17 protein-coding genes and 1 riboswitch are annotated in these 18715 nt (G+C 67.9%); of the genes, 3 read left to right on the forward strand and 14 right to left on the reverse strand.

Annotated elements, in window-relative coordinates:
• The 10 genes from ON45_RS04305 to ON45_RS04350 form a co-directional block, all read right to left on the reverse strand.
• On the reverse strand, positions 1 to 1267 hold a 1267-nt coding region (locus tag ON45_RS04305; protein ID WP_040492247.1), incomplete at its 3' end, for a hypothetical protein.
• Positions 1264 to 1497, reverse strand: coding sequence for a hypothetical protein (locus tag ON45_RS04310; RefSeq protein ID WP_040492248.1), 234 nt, complete (start codon positions 1495 to 1497; stop codon positions 1264 to 1266). The genes ON45_RS04310 and ON45_RS04305, both read right to left, overlap by 4 nt.
• 181 nt (positions 1498 to 1678) lie before the next feature.
• Positions 1679 to 2341, reverse strand: a complete 663-nt coding sequence (locus ON45_RS04315) for an ABC transporter ATP-binding protein (protein WP_051062434.1) — start codon at positions 2339 to 2341, stop codon at positions 1679 to 1681.
• Complete coding sequence (locus ON45_RS04320) at positions 2328 to 3980, reverse strand: ABC transporter permease (RefSeq protein ID WP_051062435.1); 1653 nt, start codon at positions 3978 to 3980, stop codon at positions 2328 to 2330. Before ON45_RS04320 ends, ON45_RS04315 begins: the two co-directional genes overlap by 14 nt.
• 39 nt (positions 3981 to 4019) lie before the next feature.
• On the reverse strand, positions 4020 to 5267 hold the full coding sequence (locus ON45_RS04325; RefSeq protein WP_051062436.1) for a thiamine ABC transporter substrate-binding protein: 1248 nt from the start codon (positions 5265 to 5267) through the stop codon (positions 4020 to 4022).
• A gap of 1 nt (position 5268) precedes the next feature.
• Positions 5269 to 5961, reverse strand: a complete 693-nt coding sequence (locus ON45_RS04330) for a thiamine diphosphokinase (protein WP_040492249.1) — start codon at positions 5959 to 5961, stop codon at positions 5269 to 5271.
• Positions 5953 to 6065, reverse strand: a riboswitch (TPP riboswitch). It overlaps the preceding gene by 9 nt.
• A 4-nt stretch (positions 6066 to 6069) precedes the next feature.
• Positions 6070 to 6807, reverse strand: coding sequence for a sulfite exporter TauE/SafE family protein (locus ON45_RS04335; protein WP_040492250.1), 738 nt, complete (start codon positions 6805 to 6807; stop codon positions 6070 to 6072).
• A 102-nt stretch (positions 6808 to 6909) separates the two neighbouring features.
• The gene (gene arr / locus ON45_RS04340; RefSeq protein WP_083914300.1) at positions 6910 to 7407 is read right to left on the reverse strand and encodes an NAD(+)--rifampin ADP-ribosyltransferase; all 498 of its coding nucleotides are present in this window, start codon (positions 7405 to 7407) and stop codon (positions 6910 to 6912) included.
• Positions 7408 to 7479: 72 nt separating this feature from the next.
• Complete coding sequence (locus ON45_RS04345) at positions 7480 to 7767, reverse strand: putative quinol monooxygenase (RefSeq protein ID WP_040492251.1); 288 nt, start codon at positions 7765 to 7767, stop codon at positions 7480 to 7482.
• A 38-nt stretch (positions 7768 to 7805) separates the two neighbouring features.
• Entirely contained in the window at positions 7806 to 8357 is a 552-nt protein-coding gene (locus ON45_RS04350; RefSeq protein WP_040492252.1) for a helix-turn-helix domain-containing protein, read from the reverse strand.
• 77 nt (positions 8358 to 8434) lie between these two features.
• On the opposite strand from ON45_RS04350, the gene ON45_RS04355 reads away from it, so the two are divergent.
• The gene (locus ON45_RS04355; RefSeq protein ID WP_040492253.1) at positions 8435 to 10006 is read left to right on the forward strand and encodes a bifunctional NAD(P)/FAD-dependent oxidoreductase/class I SAM-dependent methyltransferase; all 1572 of its coding nucleotides are present in this window, start codon (positions 8435 to 8437) and stop codon (positions 10004 to 10006) included.
• A 15-nt stretch (positions 10007 to 10021) separates the two neighbouring features.
• On the opposite strand, the gene ON45_RS04360 is transcribed toward ON45_RS04355, so the two are convergent.
• Together ON45_RS04360 and ON45_RS04365 are read right to left on the reverse strand one after the other, a co-directional pair.
• Complete coding sequence (locus ON45_RS04360; protein ID WP_040492254.1) at positions 10022 to 10393, reverse strand: limonene-1,2-epoxide hydrolase family protein; 372 nt, start codon at positions 10391 to 10393, stop codon at positions 10022 to 10024.
• Positions 10390 to 11871, reverse strand: a complete 1482-nt coding sequence (locus ON45_RS04365) for an amidase (protein ID WP_051062437.1) — start codon at positions 11869 to 11871, stop codon at positions 10390 to 10392. Before ON45_RS04365 ends, ON45_RS04360 begins: the two co-directional genes overlap by 4 nt.
• An 83-nt stretch (positions 11872 to 11954) precedes the next feature.
• Here ON45_RS04365 and ON45_RS04370 point away from each other — a divergent pair, with 83 nt between their 5' ends.
• Positions 11955 to 12350, forward strand: coding sequence for an antitoxin (locus ON45_RS04370; protein ID WP_040492255.1), 396 nt, complete (start codon positions 11955 to 11957; stop codon positions 12348 to 12350).
• Positions 12351 to 12388: 38 nt separating this feature from the next.
• On the opposite strand, the gene ON45_RS04375 is transcribed toward ON45_RS04370, so the two are convergent.
• Together ON45_RS04375 and ON45_RS04380 are read right to left on the reverse strand one after the other, a co-directional pair.
• Positions 12389 to 13414 carry a pirin family protein gene (locus ON45_RS04375; RefSeq protein ID WP_040492256.1) on the reverse strand — a complete coding sequence of 342 codons (1026 nt, stop codon included), beginning with the start codon at positions 13412 to 13414 and terminating at the stop codon, positions 12389 to 12391.
• Positions 13415 to 13462: 48 nt separating this feature from the next.
• Complete coding sequence (locus tag ON45_RS04380; RefSeq protein ID WP_051062438.1) at positions 13463 to 14887, reverse strand: DHA2 family efflux MFS transporter permease subunit; 1425 nt, start codon at positions 14885 to 14887, stop codon at positions 13463 to 13465.
• A 38-nt stretch (positions 14888 to 14925) separates the two neighbouring features.
• On the opposite strand from ON45_RS04380, the gene hrpA reads away from it, so the two are divergent.
• Complete coding sequence (gene hrpA, locus ON45_RS04385; RefSeq protein WP_040492265.1) at positions 14926 to 18684, forward strand: ATP-dependent RNA helicase HrpA; 3759 nt, start codon at positions 14926 to 14928, stop codon at positions 18682 to 18684.
• Positions 18685 to 18715 lie beyond the last annotated feature (31 nt).

Genomic DNA, 18715 nt, shown 5'->3' on the forward strand with positions numbered 1-18715 from the left:
CCCCGCCGATCGCAATCGGCCCCATCACCGAACTCGCAACCCGCAGCGCATCGAACGCGATGTCGGCGGCGAGGAGTGCATCGCGCCGGTGTCGGTCGGCCCTGATCTGCTCCTCGATCTGCTCGTTCCGGGCAGCCTTGCCGAGCGTGTCGACGTAGTCGGCGACATCACTCGGACCGATGCCGAGCGGTCCGTTGTCGCCCGCCCCGATCACGGCGAGTCCGGGAATCGATGCCAGCAGGATGTCGAGCGAGGTCGGATCCCGCATCAGCGCTCCGAAGAGGTCGAGCACCTCGGGATAGGTGCCCAACTCCATGCCGACGTCGTGGAAGTCGAAGTCCTTCAGGTGCACGTCGGCGTAGCCGCCGAGCGACGTCGTGAAGAACGGAACGTACTGGACGACGATCCGCGCGATCTCCGGGCTGAGATGGGGAGGGAAGCCGGTGTCGTGGAGGCGGCGGTTGGAGAGCGCGACGAGATCTCGCAGCACGCCGTGCGCCTCGGGGAGGCGCGTCCGGTCGCGGAACGGGAGCTGCATCGCCGAGCTCAGGAACCTGCCGACGACGGCACCGTCGAGCGTCGGCCACTCGATCAGTTCCTTCAGCATCGACTCATCGAGCACGCGGAGTGCATGATCCGGATGCTGCGTGAGGAACGTCAGCATGACCTCGGCCCCGCGTGCCTGGTAGTTGGACCGGAGGTCGACCATCGCCGACGGGGAGCGGGTGGCCTCCTCCAGCATCCGGGCGACGAGTCGCGGATCGAACGTGGCGAACCCGACCGCCATCGGGACCAGGAACGAGCGACTCGAGGCAACCACCAGTTCGTCGACGAAACCCGCGTCGTCGGCTGCCCGCATGGCCAGTTCGTGCGCGAGCGCCTCGAATCGAACCCAGAACGGGTCACCCATGTCGGGCTGGAACTCGTCGTCGTACGGGGCGTCGAACTCGAGGCGGACGAACTCGGCGAGCAACTCCTCGTCGGTCATCGCCCGGTAGCGCACGGCGATCAGGTTGGCCAACCAGGTGCCGAGGCCGCCCGGCGAGTGGTTCGCCCGGCGCGCCGGCCTGGCGAGCGGGTCCGTCGACTCGATCGCGCGCACCGCCGGGAGGATGCGATCCTCCAGCGCGTGGCGGATCCGGCGCACGGCGGCCATCGCTTCGTCCGCAGCGGGGTCGGTACTCCCGATTCCGGCGAGGCTGTCGAGCGCTGCGGTCGTCCGGTCGCCGAGTGCTGCGACGCGATGCGGTTCGTATCCGGCGGTCATCGTTGCTCCTCCGCGGCGGCGCGTTCTGCGCGTTCGGCGCGGAGTGCGACCGCGACGAGTTCGTCGGCGTGGGCCTCGTAGCGACACGCTTGGTCGTCGAGTTCGTCGGCCGCCCGGTGCATCGCCTGCTGCGCGCGGGTCAGTTCCGAGGTGCACTCCTCGGCACGCGGGCCGTACCAGGTGTCGACACCGGCGTGGAGGTGGAGCGACATCGAGGGGCTGTCACGCATGCGTCTCGCCAGTGATCGAAGGTGCGCGGCGCGCTGACGAACGGCAGCTGCCTCGTGGTGCGACATCGGTCTCTCCCGGATCGGTTCGATGTTCGGGCCGGGACCGCGGGCCGATCAACTCAGGTCTACGGAACCACGGGGTCGTCAGCGCGCCATACCGGAAGCTGCGCGTCGGTGCCCGTCACCGCCGCGCCGTTCCGTGGGGCTGGAGGTCGTCGAGCAACACGGTGCGGTCGGCGATCGCGGTTGCTTCGGCGACGTCGTGGGTCACGATGATCGCGGTGGCGTCCGAGCCGTGGAGCAGTTCGGCGAGTTCGTCGACCAGCTGGTCGTGGAGATCCCGGTCGAGTCCGGTGAGCGGCTCGTCGAGCAACACGACCGAGGGTTCGGCGATCATCGTGCGTGCGAGTGCCACACGCTTCGCTTCACCGCCGCTCAGTTCGGTGACGCGTCGCGATCCGAATCCCTCGAGCCCGACCCGCGTGAGCCACGTCGCCGCACGTTCGTGGCGCTCGGTGCGCCCGACGCCCGACATCTTCAAGCCGAACGCGACGTTGTCGAGTGTGCTGCGATGTGGGAAGAGCTGGTTGTCCTGGAACACCATGCCGACGCCACGCCGGTGGGTCGGTGTCGCGGTCATGTCGACGCCGTCGATCGTGACGGTGCCACCGTCCGGTGCGACGATGCCGGCGATGACCCGCAGCAGGGTGCTCTTCCCGCTTCCCGACGGGCCGAGCAGGGCGATGACCTCGCTCCCGGCCACCCGCAGGTCGACATCGTCCAGGACGACGTTCTCGTCGAATGCGACGCGGATGCCGGCGAGTTCGACCTCAGCGCCCGGCACGTTCGCTCCGGCTGGTTCGATTCTCGGGATCGGAGCGGGCGCCCGAGCGACCGCCGACGAGGGCACCGGTGCGGTCGACGAGCATCACGAGTCCGATCGTGGCAGCCGCGAGGATCGTGGCGAGTGCATAGCCCTTGGTCTGCAGCAGCGAACCGGTGCGTCCGAGAAGTTGCTCGATCGCGATCGGGAGCGTCTCGCCGCCGCTGCGCGAGAGGAAACTCGTCGCTCCGAACTCACCGAGCGAGATCGCGGCAGCCAGGGCCGCGCCCACCGCGAGTGGGCGCCAGAGATGGGGGAGCACCACCTCCCGCCATGCACGTGCCGGGGACGCTCCGAGCGTCAGCGCCGCGTACGACAGCTGCGGATCGATGGCTCGCAGCACGCCGAGCGTCGCGCGGACGACGAACGGAACGGCGATGAGTGCATGGCCGACCGGAACGATCCACCACGTCGAGCGCCAGTCGTACGGAGTGGTGTCGAACGTGATCAGCATGCCGAAACCGATGGTCACGGCAGAGGTCCCGATCGGCAGCAACAGCCCGGCATCCAGCAGTTTTCCGCCGCGCCGCGCCGCCGCGATCCCGAGCGCGGCGACGGCCCCGATCACGGTCGCGAAGAGCGTTGTCCACGCCGCCGTCTCGAGCGAGTTCCGGAGCGCGTCGATCGGATCGAGGCCAAGGCTGATCCCCGGTCGGACCTCCGCCGAACCGAGGTCGGTCCAGGCGGTGAAGTTCCACCCGGAGGGCGTGGAGATCGATTTCACGACCAGCGCGATCATCGGCGTGATCGCGACGACCGCGGTCGCGCCGGCGACCCCCGCGACGAGGAGCCGCTGGTTTCTCGTGCGCGGATGCTGCGGTCCGGAGAGCGGCCGCAACTGGAGCGCACGCGACGAACGGCGTGCCGAGATCGACGACCACACGGCCAAGGCTCCCAGGATCGCGAGTTGGAGCAGGGCGAGAACCGCCGCCTGATCGACCTGTCCGAGCTGGGTTGCACGACGCCACACCTCGACCTCGATCGTCCGAGTTCCCGCAGCGCCCAGCACGCGGATCACGCCGAACGACGTGAACGTGAACAGGAACACGATCGCCGCCGCGGCTGTAGCGGCCGGTCGGATCAGCGGCAGGGTGATCTCGCGGAACACGATCGGTGGCGAGGCGCCGAGCGTCGCTGCGGCGTGCTCCATGTCCGGGGGAAGGTGTTCCCAGACGGTGCCGACGGTGCGCACGACGACCGCCAGGTTGAACACGACGTGCGCACCGATCACCGCCCAGACCGTGCGGTCGAGCGACTCCGGGAGCAGCGCCAGGAACGCGGCGCCCATGACCACGGTCGGCAGCACGAACACCGCGGTCAGGAGACCGAGCAGGAGCCGCCGACCGGCGAAGTCGAAGCGTGCGATCACCCACGCCGGCGCGAGCCCGACGACGAGCGTCAATGCTGTCGACACCACCGCCTGCCACGTCGTGAACCAGACGATCGACCATGTGCGCGAGCGGCCGAACACCGTGCGCACGGACTCGCCGTCGACGGCCGTGGCGATCAGGTTGCCGAACGGCCAGACGTAGAAGACCAGCAACCCGACGATCGGCGCCGCGACGAGCAGCCCGACCAGCCAGCCGGGCAGCCGGTTCATCGCAGCCGGTCCGTCATCGCAGGCGCTCGGGGACCCGGGTCAGCCGAGCACGAGATCGGTCCACTCGTCGATCCACGCCTCTCGGTTCGCGTCGACCGTGTCCGGATCGATCTCACGGCTCGATTCGGGGATCACCGCGTACTCGGTGAACACCGGATCGAGAGCGGCGTCGGCGTTGGCCGGGAACACGAACACGTCCAGCGGCAGCGCCTCCTGGAATTCCGTGGTGACGAGGAAGTCGATCAGCTGCTGGGCTGCATCGGGCTGGTCCGTTCCGGCGAGGATTCCCGCGAACTCGACCTGGCGATAGCAGGTCGACTCGACCACGCCGGTGGGCGCGGTGTCGAGTTCGGTCTCGGCGTAGAGCACCTCGAACGGCGGGCTCGATCCGTAGCTGACCACGAGGGGCCGATCGCCACCGGCGTAGCTGAACTGCTCGTAGTAGGCGGCGGTCCATCCGTCGACGACTTCGACGCCGTTGTCGAGGAGGCTCAGCCAGTAGTCCTGCCACTCGTCTTCGCCGTACTGGTCGACGGTGGCGAGCAGGAACGCGAGCCCGGGCGACGACGTGGCCGGGTTCTGGACGACGAGCATGTCCTGGTACTCGGGGAGCGTGAGATCCTCCAGCGAGTTCGGCGGGTCGACGCCGAGGTCGTCGAGGGCGGCGATGTCGTAGTTGATGCACACGTCGCCGAAGTCGACCGGTGTCGCTTCACCGTTCGGGACGAGGTCGGTGAGATCGGATGGGATCGCGTCGAGTCCGTCGGCGGTGTACGGCTCGAAGATCTCGGAGTTGATCGCGCGCGAGATGAAGGTGCTGTCGATCCCCCACATCACGTCGCCCTCGGGGTTGCCCGCAGTGAGCTCGGCCTTCGACAGCATCGTCCCGGTGTCACCGGCGATCAGGATCTCCACGTCGATGCCGGTCTCGGCGGTGAAGCGGGCGAGTTCGTCGTTCACCCGCGTCCCTTCCGACGGGAAGGACTCGTAGGTCACGAGCGTGATCGACGTGTCCGCGTTCTCGGCCTCTGCGTCATCCGCTTCGGACTCGGCGGGGGTGCTGTCGGACGTCTCCGTGCTCGGTGCCTCCGTGCTCGGCGCCTCCGTGCTCGGCGCCTCGGTGCTCTCCGCCTCGGTGTCGGCCGGTTCCGTCTCGGACGTATCGCCGGGCGCTTCGGACTCCGCAGATGCGTCGTCGGTCGAGGCGTCGTCGTCGCTGCCGCATGCGGCGACGGTGAGGAGTGCAGCAGCGACGAGCGCGGCGAAACGGGTGTGGGTGGGGGTCATATCAGGCCTCCGGGGATGTGGGGGTGGGGGATGGATCGAGATGTACAGGGTCAGGGACGTCGAAGACCGTGAGCACGCCGCCGGACACCGTGACCGGAACGATGCCGTCGTCGGCGGTGACCTCGTTGCTCACACCGAGGCCGACCACCGGTTGGAGTTCGTGGTCGTCGAGCGGCCAGCGGACGCCGGAGACGCCCACGCGATGGCAGGTCTTGCCGATGGCGAGCAGTGACACGAGCGAGCCGACCTCCAGATGGAGCTCGCGCCGACCCGGCCCGTGGATCACGTCGAGATGTTGGCCGTTCCACCAGCCGTCCAGCACGGGAATCCCGGTCAGGGTCGGTGCCCGCAGCGCTCCGAGCGCGGCGATCGTGTGGTCGAGTCGCTCTCCGCCGCCGATCAGCGTGAGCCGGTCCGGTTGCATGTTGGCGGCGAAGGCGAGCGCCAGTTCGGTGTCGGTCTGGTCCTTGTCCTCCGGGTGGCGCGCGATGGTCGCGTGTGCCTCGGCCCACGAGAGGCCGTCGTCGGAGACCGAGTCGAGGTCGCCGATCAGGCCCGAGGGTGAGAGCCCGGCGGCGAGTGCCACGTCGAGACCACCGTCGACCGCGAGCAGGATCGCCGACGAGGGAATCGCTTCGAGGACATGATCGTCGAGCGGAGAGGCTCCGGTGATGATGACGATGTGTTCGTTCACGGTGTCGACTTCCTACGCCGGCATGATCCGGTTCAGGTTCTCGGGTCGGTGACGGCGTGTCACCCTCTCAGCCTGCCGCTCCGCAGACTCCCCGTCGGGTTGATGCGCTCACCCTACCGTCTGGATCGCCAGCGCACCGATCGAGACGACGAGCATGCCGACGACGGCGAGGTCGAACCCGCGCGCCGACACGCGGTTGCGGAGCGCCGACCCGATCGGAATCGATGCGAGCACGGGAACGCACGCGAGGAGTGACGCGCCGACCCGACCGCTGAGTTCACCCGAGAACACGAGGACCACGAACTGCGTGGTCCCCGAGACCAGGAACAGCGACGTCACCGCGAAGATGTGTGCACCGCGGGGCAGGCGGTAGCTGTGGATCCACGATCCGACGATCGGACCGCTGATCCCGATCGCTCCCTGGAACGCCCCGGCCAGGCCGCCGATCGCCGGAGCGAGCCGTCGCGACCGAGCCGGTCCGACCCGGAAGTCGGGATGGGCGAAGAAGATGATGACGTAGATCGCGATCGCGACGATCAGCAGGATCACGAGCGGTTCCTCCGGGAGTGACACGAACGCGATCGCGCCGACGACGGCTCCGATCACTCCGGCGGTCGCGAGCGTCGGAAGATCGCGCGTCTCCGCGATGTGGCTTCGTTCGCGCCACGCGAGGACCCCGTTGGCGAGGATGTTCGGGAACGCGATCGTGACCACGGCGTCGTCGAGGTCGACGAACAGCGCAGCGATCGGGATCGCGATCAGTGGCAGACCCATCCCGGTGACCGCCTTCGCGATCGACCCGATGATCACCGCGAGCAGCACGATGGTCAACTCGGTCCCGGTCACTCGAGCGACCCTACGGCTCCGTCGGCGCGGTGGCGATGATTCGGTGACGACGTCCCGCGGACGTGATCTCCCCCCGTCGGAGAAGGGGCGGGGGATCCTCGGTCAGTCCTCGATGACGTCGAGTCCCTGCTCGCGGAGCCGCGCGATGTTGTCGAGCATCGCGTTCAGCACGTCGGGAGTGTGACCGTCCCAGCTCGGTAGCTCGTCGACGACCAGCAGCGGATCGCGCGTCCGGTAGGACTGCGTGACGTTGCCGGGGAACCTCTTGTTGGTCACGTTGGGGTCGTCTTCGAACGGGCCGGTGGGCTCGACGACGTAGATGTGGCCGCGCTCGCTGCTCCCGGCCAGCGCGGTCGCCAACTCTGCTCCCCACACCGCCGTCTCCACCAACGCGGAGAAGTAGATGTTGTTCGAAATGCGGCCTTCTTGGAAGTTGGAGCCGTGACCCGCGACGAGCTGCTCACCGATCTCCACGGTGGATTTCGTCCCGTGGTAGAAGGGTCCCTCGACGTGGTCGCATTGCTCGAGCGTCACCGGGACCCATGCGACGTCGCCCGCATCCTCGTCCGACGCGCTCTCGTCGCGTTCCTGATCCGTCATCGACGCCTCCCATCCGGTTGCACCGGCTTGTCTCTTCTGTCGCGACATTCGGTTGCGATCTTCGGTCGTGATCTACGTGAGCGACGTGGTCGACGCGACCTCGTGTTGTTCGACGTGAGCTCCGAGGATCATGTCCTGCTGGTCGTCGCTCGGCCCCGACGCGCGGAATTCCTCGACCGCTGCGGTCGATTCCCACTGCTCGAACACGTTGATCCGGTCGGCTTCGAGCGGATCGCCGGCGATGTGGAAGTCGACGCAGCCCGCCGCTGCCCGAGCGAGTTCGATCACCTCGGTGCACGTCGCGAGATACGCGTCCCGTTGTTCGGAGTCGACGCGGATCCAGCCGGACACGATGATCATCAGGACCAACGGTAGTGATCGCCGCGCATCGACATCGATCAGTCGTCGAGGTGTGATTCCGCTCCGGCGCGGTCGAGCACCATGAGCACGTCCGCCGGTCGGTCGATCGCCGCGACGCAGTGGGGCGTCATCGTCGAGAACTCGGCTGACTCGCCGGCGTTCACGACGAGCTCGCGCTCGCCGAGGGTGAGTCGCACCGTTCCGTCGAGGACGAACATGAAGTCGTGCCCGGGGTGCACCTGCGGCTCGGGCCGGTGAGCGCCGGGTTCGAAGCGCATCTTGACCGCGACCATCGGACTTCCGGGACGGGACAGCTGCCACCTCGTCACCCCCGGGGAGTGCTGTGGTTCGGGCCGGATGACGACGTCGGCCGGTTCGTCGGTCGCCACGAGTTCGTCGACGCTCACGTGCAGCTCGCGGGCGAGCGGAATCAGCACGTCGAAGCTGATCGAGCGGTGACCCGTCTCGATCCGACTGATCGTCGAGGCGCCGACGCCCGACCGGGTGGCGAGCTCGTCGAGCGACCATCCGAGGTGCCGGCGAATCGCCCGCAGGCGAGAGCGCACGAGATCGTCGATCGCGGTTTCCATCACGAGGAGTCTGGCAAGTGCTTGCGAATACTGCAACCCTTGTTGCGATACGCCAAAGAAGGCGTACCGTCGAATCCATGAACAGCTCAACCAGATCAGACATCGATGTGCTGGTGATCGGTGGCAGCGCCGCTGGCTCGGCAGCGGCATTGCAGCTGGGTCGCGTCCGACGCTCGGTCGTCGTGGTCGACGCCGGCGAACCGCGCAACGCTCCGGCGGCGCACATGCAGGGCTACCTCGGTCACGACGGCATGGCCCCCGCCGATTTCGTGGCACGTGCGCACGACGAGGTTCGCGCGTACGGCACCGAGATCGTGGTCGATCGGATCATCGAGGTCACCGATGACGAGGACCGACTGGTCGGCACGACCGAGTCCGGTCGGACGTTCCGAGCGCGCCGCATCCTGCTGGCGACCGGCCTCCGCGACCTGCTCCCCGACATTCCGGGCGTGTGGGAGAACTGGGGCGATCGCGTGATCCACTGCCCGTGGTGTCATGGGTGGGAAGTGCGCGACCAGCGGATCGCGGTCATCGACACCACGGGGATGGGAACCCATCAGGCGCTGATCTTCGCTCAGTTGTCCGCCCGGGTGACCCTCGTCGTCAACACCGAAGCCACGCTGACGGACGAGCAGCGCGAACGGCTCGAACTCGCCGGGGTCGCCGTCGAGGACAGGTCGGTGATCGCGATCGACGCACAGGACGACCACCTCACGCTGAACCTGGGAGGCGCCGCGGTCGACGACTCGGCGAGCGGCCGACTCGACGTGGACGTTGCCGCTGTCGCACCGCGCTTCGAGCCGAACGCCACGGTGGTCGAGCACCTCGTCGACGTGGCCGATCACATGTCGGACCTCGGTCGCGTCGTCGCTGCCGACGCGCTCACAGGTTTGACCAGCCACCCCCGAATCCACGCCGCGGGGAACGTCGCCGACCCGATGCAGCAGGTGCTGCACGCAGCAGCGCACGGATCACGGGTGGCCACGATGCTCAACGTGAGCCTCATCGAGGAGGATCTCGACGACGCCCGTCGATCCGCCGAGGAGAGAACCGAATGGAACGACCGGTACGCCGGACGCGGCGACCAGATGTGGAGTGGGAACCCCAACGGCTCGCTCGTCGCCGAGGTGAGTGGCGTCGCTCCGGGTCGCGCGCTCGACGTCGGATGCGGCGAGGGTGCCGACGCGATCTGGCTCGCTCAGCAGGGCTGGGAGGTCACCGCCACCGACATCTCCACGACGGCGATCGCTCGGGCCCGTGCCGCCGCGTCAGCCCGCGCGGTGGACGTCTCGTTCGAGGCCGTCGACGCCGCGGTCGATCCGCCGCCGGCCGCCTCGTTCGATCTCGTGACGATCGCGTACCCGTCGTTCAAGCGTGACAACGGAGCCCGCACGTTCCGCTCGATCCTCGACTCCGTCGCTCGCGGCGGAGCGCTGTTCGTGATCGGACACGTCCTCGACGAGGAGGCGCTGAAGCACGCACACGAGCACGGATTCGATCCGGCGATCTACCTCCTGCTCGACGACATGGTCGACCTGCTGCCCCGCGACTTCAGCATCGAGGTCGACGACACTCGGGAGCGTCCGAACGCTCCGGCCGATTCCCACCACAGCCAGGACCGCGTGCTCGTCCTGCGCCGCGACTCCTGACTCACGACGTCGTCGTCAGGACTCCGGCAGCTGCCGCTGGTAGGTCGCGAGGTCGAAGTAGTCGCGCCACAACGTGATCTTGCCGTCGTGGACCTCCCACACACCGGTCACGGGCATGTCGATCCAACCGAACGGCATCTCGAACCGGTCGAGCCGTTCGTTGAACACGAGCGGTCCCTCCGCCGCCTGGCGGTACACGACCCATTCGACGGTGCCCGCCGTGCCGAGCATCGGCTCGAGCACACTCCGGATCGCGTCGGGACCGTGGACCTTGCCCATCGGGACGTTGTCGTACTCGCACTCCTCGCCGACGAGCGCGATCGCCGCGTCGAAGTCCTTGCGCTCGACGGCGTCGATGAAGGCGGTCACGGTCTCGGCGGGAGTCATGCCCCGACCGTAGGTGCCATCGACTCGCCGGTCGGCAGCAGGAACGCTCCGGCCGCTTCGATCTGCGATGCGACCCGGATCAGCAGGTCCTCGCGTCCGTAGGCCGCGACCAACTGCACGCCGACCGGCAGGCCGTCGTCGCTCACGTGGAGCGGGAGACTGATCGCCGGCTGTCCGCTCGTGTTGAACGGTGGCGTGAACGACACGAACTCGCCGGCTCGCTTCATCCCGGCCATCGGGTCGTCCGGCCGGGCGTCGTGCTCGCCGATCCGTACGGGCCGTTGGGAGAGGGTCGGAGTCACGAGCACGTCCCAGCCGTCCGCCCACCACGACTGCATCGCCCGGCGATACTCGTTGATCGCGGCGAGTGCGCCGGCGAACTCGGTGGCGCTCATGTGCTGAGCGAACTGTCCCATCGTCCAGTTGACCGGCTCGACCTCGTCCTCGGTCAACTCCCGCCCGAGCGTCGCGCCGAGCTTCTGGATGCTCAGCGACATGTTCGTCGCCCAGATCGCCATGAACCGGTTCGAGAACGACGCGTCCTCCAGCACGGAAGGGTGTGCCTCCGACACGTCGTGACCGAGGCCCTCCAGCAGGGCAGCTCCGGCCTGCGCGGCCCGGGCGCATTCGGGGTCGAGTTCCGCGCCGAGTGGATGACGGGCGAGCAGGCCCACGCGCAGGCGCCCCGGATCCGCGCCGACCTCGTCGATGTACGGCCGTTCGGGTGCCGGCGCGATCACGTTGTCGCCGACACCGGGTCCGCAGGTGGCCTCGAGCATGGCCGCCGTGTCGCGCATCGAACGGGTGACGGCGAATGCCACGCTGAGGCCCGATTCGTCGCGCTCGGGACCCATCGTGATCCGACCCTGGGATGGTTTCAGGCCGATCAACCCGCAGCACGCTGCCGGGATGCGAATCGACCCGCCGCCGTCGGACGCGTTCGCAACCGGGACGAGTCCGGCTGCGACCGCCGCGGCCGCACCGCCGGAGGAGCCGCCGGGTGTGTGATCGGTCGACCACGGGTTGCGGGTGGGTCCGAACGCGAGCGGCTCGGTGACCGGCAGCGACCCGAGCTCGGGGGAGTTCGTGCGACCGAGCGTGATCAAGCCCGCGTCGCGGAAGCGTGCCACGAGGGTCGTGTCGTGATCCGAGATCGGCATCTCCGAACGCAACGCCTGGTTGCCGTTCGTCATCGGGTGTCCGGTCGAGTGAGCCCACAGATCCTTCAGCAACGTCGGCACTCCGGCGAAGGTGGGCAGCTCGTCCCCGTTGCTGCGTCGTCGATCCACCTCGGCGGCGTTGGCGCGGGCGTCGTCGAACCATCGGATGACCACGGAATTCAACGGTTCGTCGAACGCCTCGATCCGCTCGATCGCCGCGTCGACCAACTCGATCGCCGACACCTCGCCGCTCGTGACGAGTTCGGCCTGGGCGGTGGCGTCGAGCCAGCGGGTGGACTGTGCGATCGAGGAGGTCATGGCCCGTTGATAGCACCCACGAGGCGCGCGTGCCCGCAGCGAACTCCCCGCTGTCGGTCGGGGCGGCTCGTTACTCTGGATGCATGGGAATCCTGAACACACGCAACCTCCGCAAGGCGAAGGCCCTCCTCGAGAAGAACCGTCACAAGGTCGGCGACGTGGTCGAGAAGGCCGGCGGCACACTCGACAAGGTGAGCAAGGGCAAGACGTCGTCGGTCACCGCGAAGGCGTCCGATGCCGCCCAGAAGTACTCACAGGGCGCGTCGCCCAAGTACAGCACCGAGTTCGATGTCGATCACGAGACCCGTCAGACCATGAACGCCCAGGACTCCGCCGAGGCCAAGATCCGTCAATCGCAGGCGACCGAGACCGCGGCGAACGCGGTGAAGGGAGCGGCCGACGCGCTCACCAACCTGATGAACAAGGCCACGGAGACGGCCGAGAAGGGCAAGGCCCAGGACCGTACGAAGCAGCAGTAGGAGAAGTGCGATTCGGTGACCGTCACCGACGCGCAATCTCAGACGGGGGTCTTGTCGGCGTACTCGATGCGGCCGTCCGCGTGGCGGGCGAAACGGGTGCCGTCGTGGCCGTGCGTGGGGTCGGGTGTGTCCCAGGGCCAGCCGCCGAACTGGGTGGCGCGGTAGTCGGTGAACGCCTGGCGGATCTCGTCCTCGGTGTTCATCACGAACGGTCCCTGCTGGGCGACCGGCTCGCCGATCGGACGGCCTTGCATCACCAACATCTCGGTCGGACCGGCGCTCGTGATCGTCAGGTCGCGCGTTGCGTCGACGACGGCACCGGTTGATCCCTCGACGGCGGTTCCGTCGACATCGATCCCGTCGCCTTCGAACACGTAGAGCACGCGTGCGACGCCGTCACCGGCAGCGGCGGGCATCGTCCACGTTGCTCCCGGCTCGAGCGTCACGTGCCAGAGCGCGACATCGGCGTCGGGTCGTGATGCGTAGGACGCGGGCGGGGGAGTCGGAGGCTCGACGGTTCCCGTCGGGTCGGCGAGGCGCCCGGCGATCACGGTGACCGTCGTCCCGTCAGCGACGTGGCGCGGAACGTCGTCGTCCCACAGCATCGTGAAGTGGGCGTCGACCATCTTGTCGGCCGCCGGGAGGTTCATCCAGATCTGGAACATCTCGACGGTGTTCGGTCCGTCGTCGTCGAGCAGCGGGAACATCTCGGCGTGCTGGATCCCGGCTCCGGCGGTCATCCACTGCACGTCGCCTCGCCCGAACCGTGCGGTCGCGCCGAGCGAGTCGGAGTGGTCGATCAGCCCGCGGCGGACGAACGTGATCGTCTCGAATCCGCGGTGAGGGTGCTGCGGGAAGCCGGGCACGTGCGAGCCGTGGTACATCCGCCAGCCGTCGACGGGCTCGAAGTCGTTGCCGATCGAGCGGCCGTCGAGCGACGCGGCGGGACCGAGTCGACCGTCTCCGGCCGGGTAGGTGTCGAGGTGGTGGACACAAAACAGGAACGGGTCGAGTGTCGGCCACTGGAAGCCGAGTGGAACGGTCTGGATCACGGGAGATTCCATGGCTCCAGGATACCAACCGCGAGAAGAATTATTGCGCGCGCAAGGAACTCAGGCGGGAACGGGTTCGTCGGCGGCGGGAACGAGGCCGCGTGTGGCGGCGACATCGTCGTCGTTCACCCACCAACTGGCGACCGCGGCGGGCAGCATGATCAACCCCATCGTGAGGAAACCCCATTGATAAGCGGGGAGCCGATCGATCGCCGGCGCGCTGTCGCCTCCCACCGACGACACCTGTGCCGCGATCACCGAGGCGGCGATCGCGACGCCTGCGGCGAATGCGACCTGTCGCTGGGTGTTGAACAGTGAAGTCGCGCGTCCCGTGTCGGCGTTCGAGACGGTCGCGTACACGGCGGTCTGGATCGACACGAAGAGCATCCCGACCGCGGCGCCGCGGAGGGCCGATCCGGTCGCGATCACCCAGAGCGGTGTGTCGAGGTCGGCCAGCGCGAACGCGCCGGTGAACACCGCCGTGGCAGCCGAGCCGACGATCATCAGGCGGCGCGGGCCGACCGCCCGATACATGCGCTTGCCGATCAGGTTCGACACGATGAAGATGGCCACCGCTTGTGGGGCCTGGACCAGTCCGGACTCGGTCGCGCTGAATCCGCGCAGCGTCTGGATGTAGAGCGGCAGCACGAAGATCCACCCGAAGAAGCCGGCGTACACCATCGACGCGCAGATGTTGATCGTGCGGAACAGGCGGTTGGTGAACAACCGGAGTTGCAACATCGGTTCATCGATCCGGAGTTCGAGCACGATCAGTCCGACGATCGCGACCGCCCCGATCAGGCCGGTGGCGATCGTCTGGACGCTCAGCCAACCGTTCTCCGGTCCGGTCGACAGCGTGTAGATCAGCAGCGACACGCCGGTCGCCGAGAGCAGCAGGCCGCGCAGATCGAGTCGTCCGGCAGCCTCCTGGATCTCCTCACGGAGCCACATCGCGGCGAGGGCCAGTCCCAGGATGCCGACCGGCAGGTTGATGAAGAAGATCCACCGCCACGACGTGTTGTCGACGATCACGCCTCCGAGTACGGGTCCGATGGCGGGAGCCACGACGGCGACGCTGAGCACCCCGACGGTGGCGGTCGAGCGTTCCGACAGCGGGAACGCACGGAACAACATCGCGCTCCCGATCGGTGTGATCAACCCGGCCCCGAGACCCTGGACGACGCGGAAACCGATCAGCGCGGCGAGGCTCGGAGCGGCACCACACAAGCCGGAAGCGACGACGAAGATCGTCAATGCGACGAGGAACATCCGCTTGGTCCCGAATCGGTCGCCGAGCCAACCCGCAGCGGGGATCATCGCGGCGAGCGCGAGCAGGTAGGCAATCGACACCCACTCGATGTCCGTCGAGGAGACGTCGAACTCGCGAGCCAGGGTCGGCAGTGCGACGTTGACGATCGTCCCATCGATGATGGTCATGAACAGCCCGACGATGTAGACGACCATCACGCGGTAGCGGTATTGCACACGGCGGAACCTAGAGGAAACGTCGGCATCCTGTGCTGGTGGGAGCGCAGGGAGGCGAACCGAAACGCCGAGCCGCAGCCGCTGCGATCCTCGCCGACGACCGGCTGAACTACCCGCCCGATCTCCCGATCACCGAGCGCCACGACGAGCTGCTCGACGTCATCCGGGATCACCAGGTCGTGATCGTCGCGGGGGAGACCGGTTCCGGAAAGAGCACCCAGATTCCGAAGCTGTGCATCGAAGCGGGCCGTGGCGTCGACGGAGTGATCGGACACACACAGCCGCGTCGAGTCGCGGCACGGACGATCGCGGAACGGGTCGCCGACGAACTCGAGACCGAGGTCGGCGAGGACGTCGGCTACTCGGTGCGCTTCACCGACAACATCTCCGACGGGACGCTGATCCGGGTGATGACCGACGGCATCCTGCTCGCCGAGATCCAGCGCGATCGGATGCTCCGCCGCTACGACACGTTGATCATCGACGAGGCGCACGAGCGCAGCCTGAACATCGACTTCATTCTCGGCTACCTGAAGCAGCTGCTGCCTCGACGGCCCGACCTGAAGGTGATCGTCACGTCCGCCACCATCGATACGGAGCGGTTCGCCACCCATTTCGCCGACGGCGAGGACCACCCCGCGCCGATCGTGTCCGTGTCCGGCCGGATGTATCCCGTCGAGGTGCGCTACCGCGACCCCGGCGACGACCTCGACCAGGTCGACGCGATCGTCGAGGCGTGTGAGGAACTGGCCGACGAGGGTGACGGTGACGTCCTCGTGTTCCTGTCCGGTGAGCGCGAGATCCACGACACCGCGGACGCGATCAAGCAGCGGAGGTTCCCGAACACGGAGGTGCTCCCGCTGTACGCGCGGCTGTCGTCCGCCGAGCAGAAGCGGGTGTGGCAACCGCACCGGGGACGCAGGATCGTGTTGGCGACCAACGTCGCGGAGACATCGATCACGGTGCCGGGCGTGCGCTACGTCGTCGATGCCGGAACCGCCCGGATCTCGCGCTACTCGCGTCGCCTCAAGGTGCAGCGACTCCCGATCGAGGAGGTGTCACAGGCATCGGCGAACCAGCGCGCCGGCCGGTGCGGCCGCGTCGCGCCCGGTATCTGCATTCGGCTCTACTCCGAGGAGAATTTCGAGGAGCGACCGGACTTCACCGAGCCGGAGATCCTGCGGACGAACCTCGCGTCGGTCATCCTGCAGATGGCGAACATCGGTCTGGGCGACCTCGGCCGCTTCCCGTTCGTCGAAGCTCCCGAACGCCGCTCGATCCGTGACGGCGAGATGTTGCTGGAAGAGCTGAACGCGATCGCGTCGGACACGCAGAAGCAGGATGGCGTGCGGCTCACCAAGATGGGACGACGCCTGGCGCGGCTGCCCGTCGACCCCCGTCTCGGCCGGATGTTGCTCGAGGCCGAACAACGGAACTGCGTGCGTGAGGTGCTGGTCATCGTGTCCGCGCTCTCGATCCAGGACGTGCGCGAGCGCCCGGCCGACAAACGCGAGAAGGCGAACGAGTTCCACAATCGGTTCAAGGTCAAGGGATCCGACCTCCTGTCGATCGTGAAGCTGTGGGACTACGTCCGCGAGCAGCAGCGGGAGCTGTCGGGCAACCGGTTCCGCCGCATGTGTCGCGATGAGTTCATCCACTACCTGCGGGTGCGCGAGTGGGTCGACCTGCACCGCCAACTGAAGCGTGTGGCCGCCGACATCGGCATCCGCGCCGGGACGGACGAGGGTCATCCCGACCACGTCCACCAGGCGCTGCTCGCCGGCCTGCTGTCGCACATCGGGATGCGTGACCGCCAGACCCGCATGTTCAAGGGCGCCCGCCAGGCCGAATTCGTGATCGCCCCGGGGTCGGTCCTGACCCGGAAGCCCGCCGACTGGGTGATGGCGGCCGAACTCGTCGAGACGAATCAGATCTACGCCCGACGCGTTGCCGAGATCGACCCGCGATGGGCCGAACGAGCGGGTGCGCACCTGGTCAAGAAGTCGTACGGCGAACCGCGATGGGACGTGAAGGGCGGCCGTGCCGTCGTCACCGAGCAGGTCACGTTGTACGGGCTGCCCCTGGTGAGTCATCGGGTGATCGGACTCGACCGGGTGGATCCCGAAGCGGCGCGGGCGTGGTTCATCACCAAGGTCTTCGTCGAGGGCGGCGACCAGCTTCCGCCCGGGTGGGCTGGACGTCACCGCTTCCTCACACGCAATCAGGACGAACTCGATCGGCTCGCGTCGATGAGCGCCCGGACCCGGGGAGCGGAACTCGTCGACGACGAGACGTTGTTCGCGTTCTACGACGAGCGCATCGGCGACGACGTCACCAGCACGCAGCACTTCGACCGGTGGTGGAAGAAGGCCCGGAAGAACCAGGCGACCCTGCTCGATCTCACCGCCGACGTGCTCGGCGATCACGGGGTCGGATCCGAGTTCTTCCCCGACGTGTGGCGTCAGGGCGAGATCGAATTGCCGTTGACCTATCGCGACGCACCGGGTGAACCGCTCGACGGGGTGACCATCCACCTTCCGCTGAACGGACTCAACCAGATCACCGAGGATGGATTCGACTGGCAGATCCCCGGTCACCGCGACGAACTCGTCGAGCAGCTGATGCGTTCGCTTCCGAAGGCGATCCGTCGCGAGCTGATCCCGTTCGCGGAGACCGTCGACGATGTACTCGATCGATTGGGGCCTCCCACCGGTCGGCTGGTCGACCGTCTGGCCACGGTCGTCGGCGAGGTCGCGGACGTCCGGGTGACTGCCGCGGCGTTCGATCCGACCGTGATCGACGCGTACCTGAAGCTGAACATCGTCGTGTCCGACGACGAGGGCGAGGTGCACGACGCCGGGACGGATCTGACCGCGATCAAGTCGCGATTGGCAGGGTCGGCGCGCTCCTCGATCGCCGCCGCCGCACCGATCGAGGAACGACGCGGGATCACGACATGGGACGTGGGAGACCTGCCCCGCGTGGTCGAATCCAGCGAGCGGGCTCTCGACGTTCGCGCGTATCCGACGCTGCTCGACGCCGGCGACAGTGTGTCGCTGCGGGTCGTGACGACGCCGGAGCTCCAACAGCGGGCGATGCGTGGAGGAGTCCGGCGGCTCCTGATGCTCGACGGTGCGCCGACGCGCCGCTCGATCGAGCGGCTGATCACGAATGCGGGTCGCATCGCGCTCGCGAACGCGGACATCGGTGTCGACACGCTCGTCGACGACTGCATCGAGGCCGCGCTCGATGTGGTGATGGCCGAGCACGGGTCGCTGCCGTGGACCGAGCGCGAGTTCGCCGCGTTGCAGTCAGCCGTCCGAGCGAAGGCCCCGAACCGAGCCGGCGTGGCCCTCGGGCGCGCGGTGACCGCGGTGGCGGCAGCAGCATCGGTGAACGAACTGCTGGCTCGCCTGCGCGCGCCCGCCTTCGCCGACACCGTCCACGACGCAAACCTCCACCTCGCCCGACTCGTGCGACCGGGATTCGTGTCCGCCCACGGCATCGACCGGCTGGACGACGTCGACCGTTACGTCCGCGGGATCCGCTATCGGCTCGAACACCTCGGCGGTGCGGCCGATCGCGATCGAGTTCGGATGGGTGAGGTGTGGCCGCTCGAGGCCCGCTTCGACCGGTTCGTCGACCACGCTCCGCCCGGAGGCCTCCCCGCCGAGGCGACCGAGATCCGATGGCTGCTCGAAGAACTCCGGATCCAGGTCTTCGCCCAACCGATCGGCACCCGCGGCTCCGTCAGCTCCAAGAAGGTCGCCCAGCGCCTCGCCACCCTCGGCGCCTGAGCGTGCCATCCGGTGTCAGACACCCGATGGC

It is taken from the genome of Ilumatobacter nonamiensis YM16-303 (genome assembly GCF_000350145.1).
Taxonomy (GTDB): Bacteria; Actinomycetota; Acidimicrobiia; order Acidimicrobiales; family Ilumatobacteraceae; genus Ilumatobacter_A; species Ilumatobacter_A nonamiensis.

Bases quoted from the DNA above. Each gene is read 5' to 3' on its own strand.
- ON45_RS04325 (WP_051062436.1), bottom strand. From the start codon at position 5,267: ATGACCCCCACCCACACCCGTTTCGCCGCGCTCGTCGCTGCTGCACTC.
- ON45_RS04350 (WP_040492252.1), bottom strand. From the start codon at position 8,357: ATGGAAACCGCGATCGACGATCTCGTGCGCTCTCGCCTGCGGGCGATT.
- ON45_RS04365 (WP_051062437.1), bottom strand. From the start codon at position 11,871: ATGACCTCCTCGATCGCACAGTCCACCCGCTGGCTCGACGCCACCGCC.
- ON45_RS04345 (WP_040492251.1), bottom strand. From the start codon at position 7,767: ATGATCATCGTGTCCGGCTGGATCCGCGTCGACTCCGAACAACGGGAC.
- ON45_RS04355 (WP_040492253.1), top strand. From the start codon at position 8,435: ATGAACAGCTCAACCAGATCAGACATCGATGTGCTGGTGATCGGTGGC.
- ON45_RS04320 (WP_051062435.1), bottom strand. From the start codon at position 3,980: ATGAACCGGCTGCCCGGCTGGCTGGTCGGGCTGCTCGTCGCGGCGCCG.
- ON45_RS04360 (WP_040492254.1), bottom strand. From the start codon at position 10,393: ATGACTCCCGCCGAGACCGTGACCGCCTTCATCGACGCCGTCGAGCGC.
- ON45_RS04310 (WP_040492248.1), bottom strand. From the start codon at position 1,497: ATGCGTGACAGCCCCTCGATGTCGCTCCACCTCCACGCCGGTGTCGAC.
- ON45_RS04375 (WP_040492256.1), bottom strand. From the start codon at position 13,414: ATGGAATCTCCCGTGATCCAGACCGTTCCACTCGGCTTCCAGTGGCCG.
- arr (WP_083914300.1), bottom strand. From the start codon at position 7,407: ATGACGGATCAGGAACGCGACGAGAGCGCGTCGGACGAGGATGCGGGC.
- ON45_RS04370 (WP_040492255.1), top strand. From the start codon at position 11,955: ATGGGAATCCTGAACACACGCAACCTCCGCAAGGCGAAGGCCCTCCTC.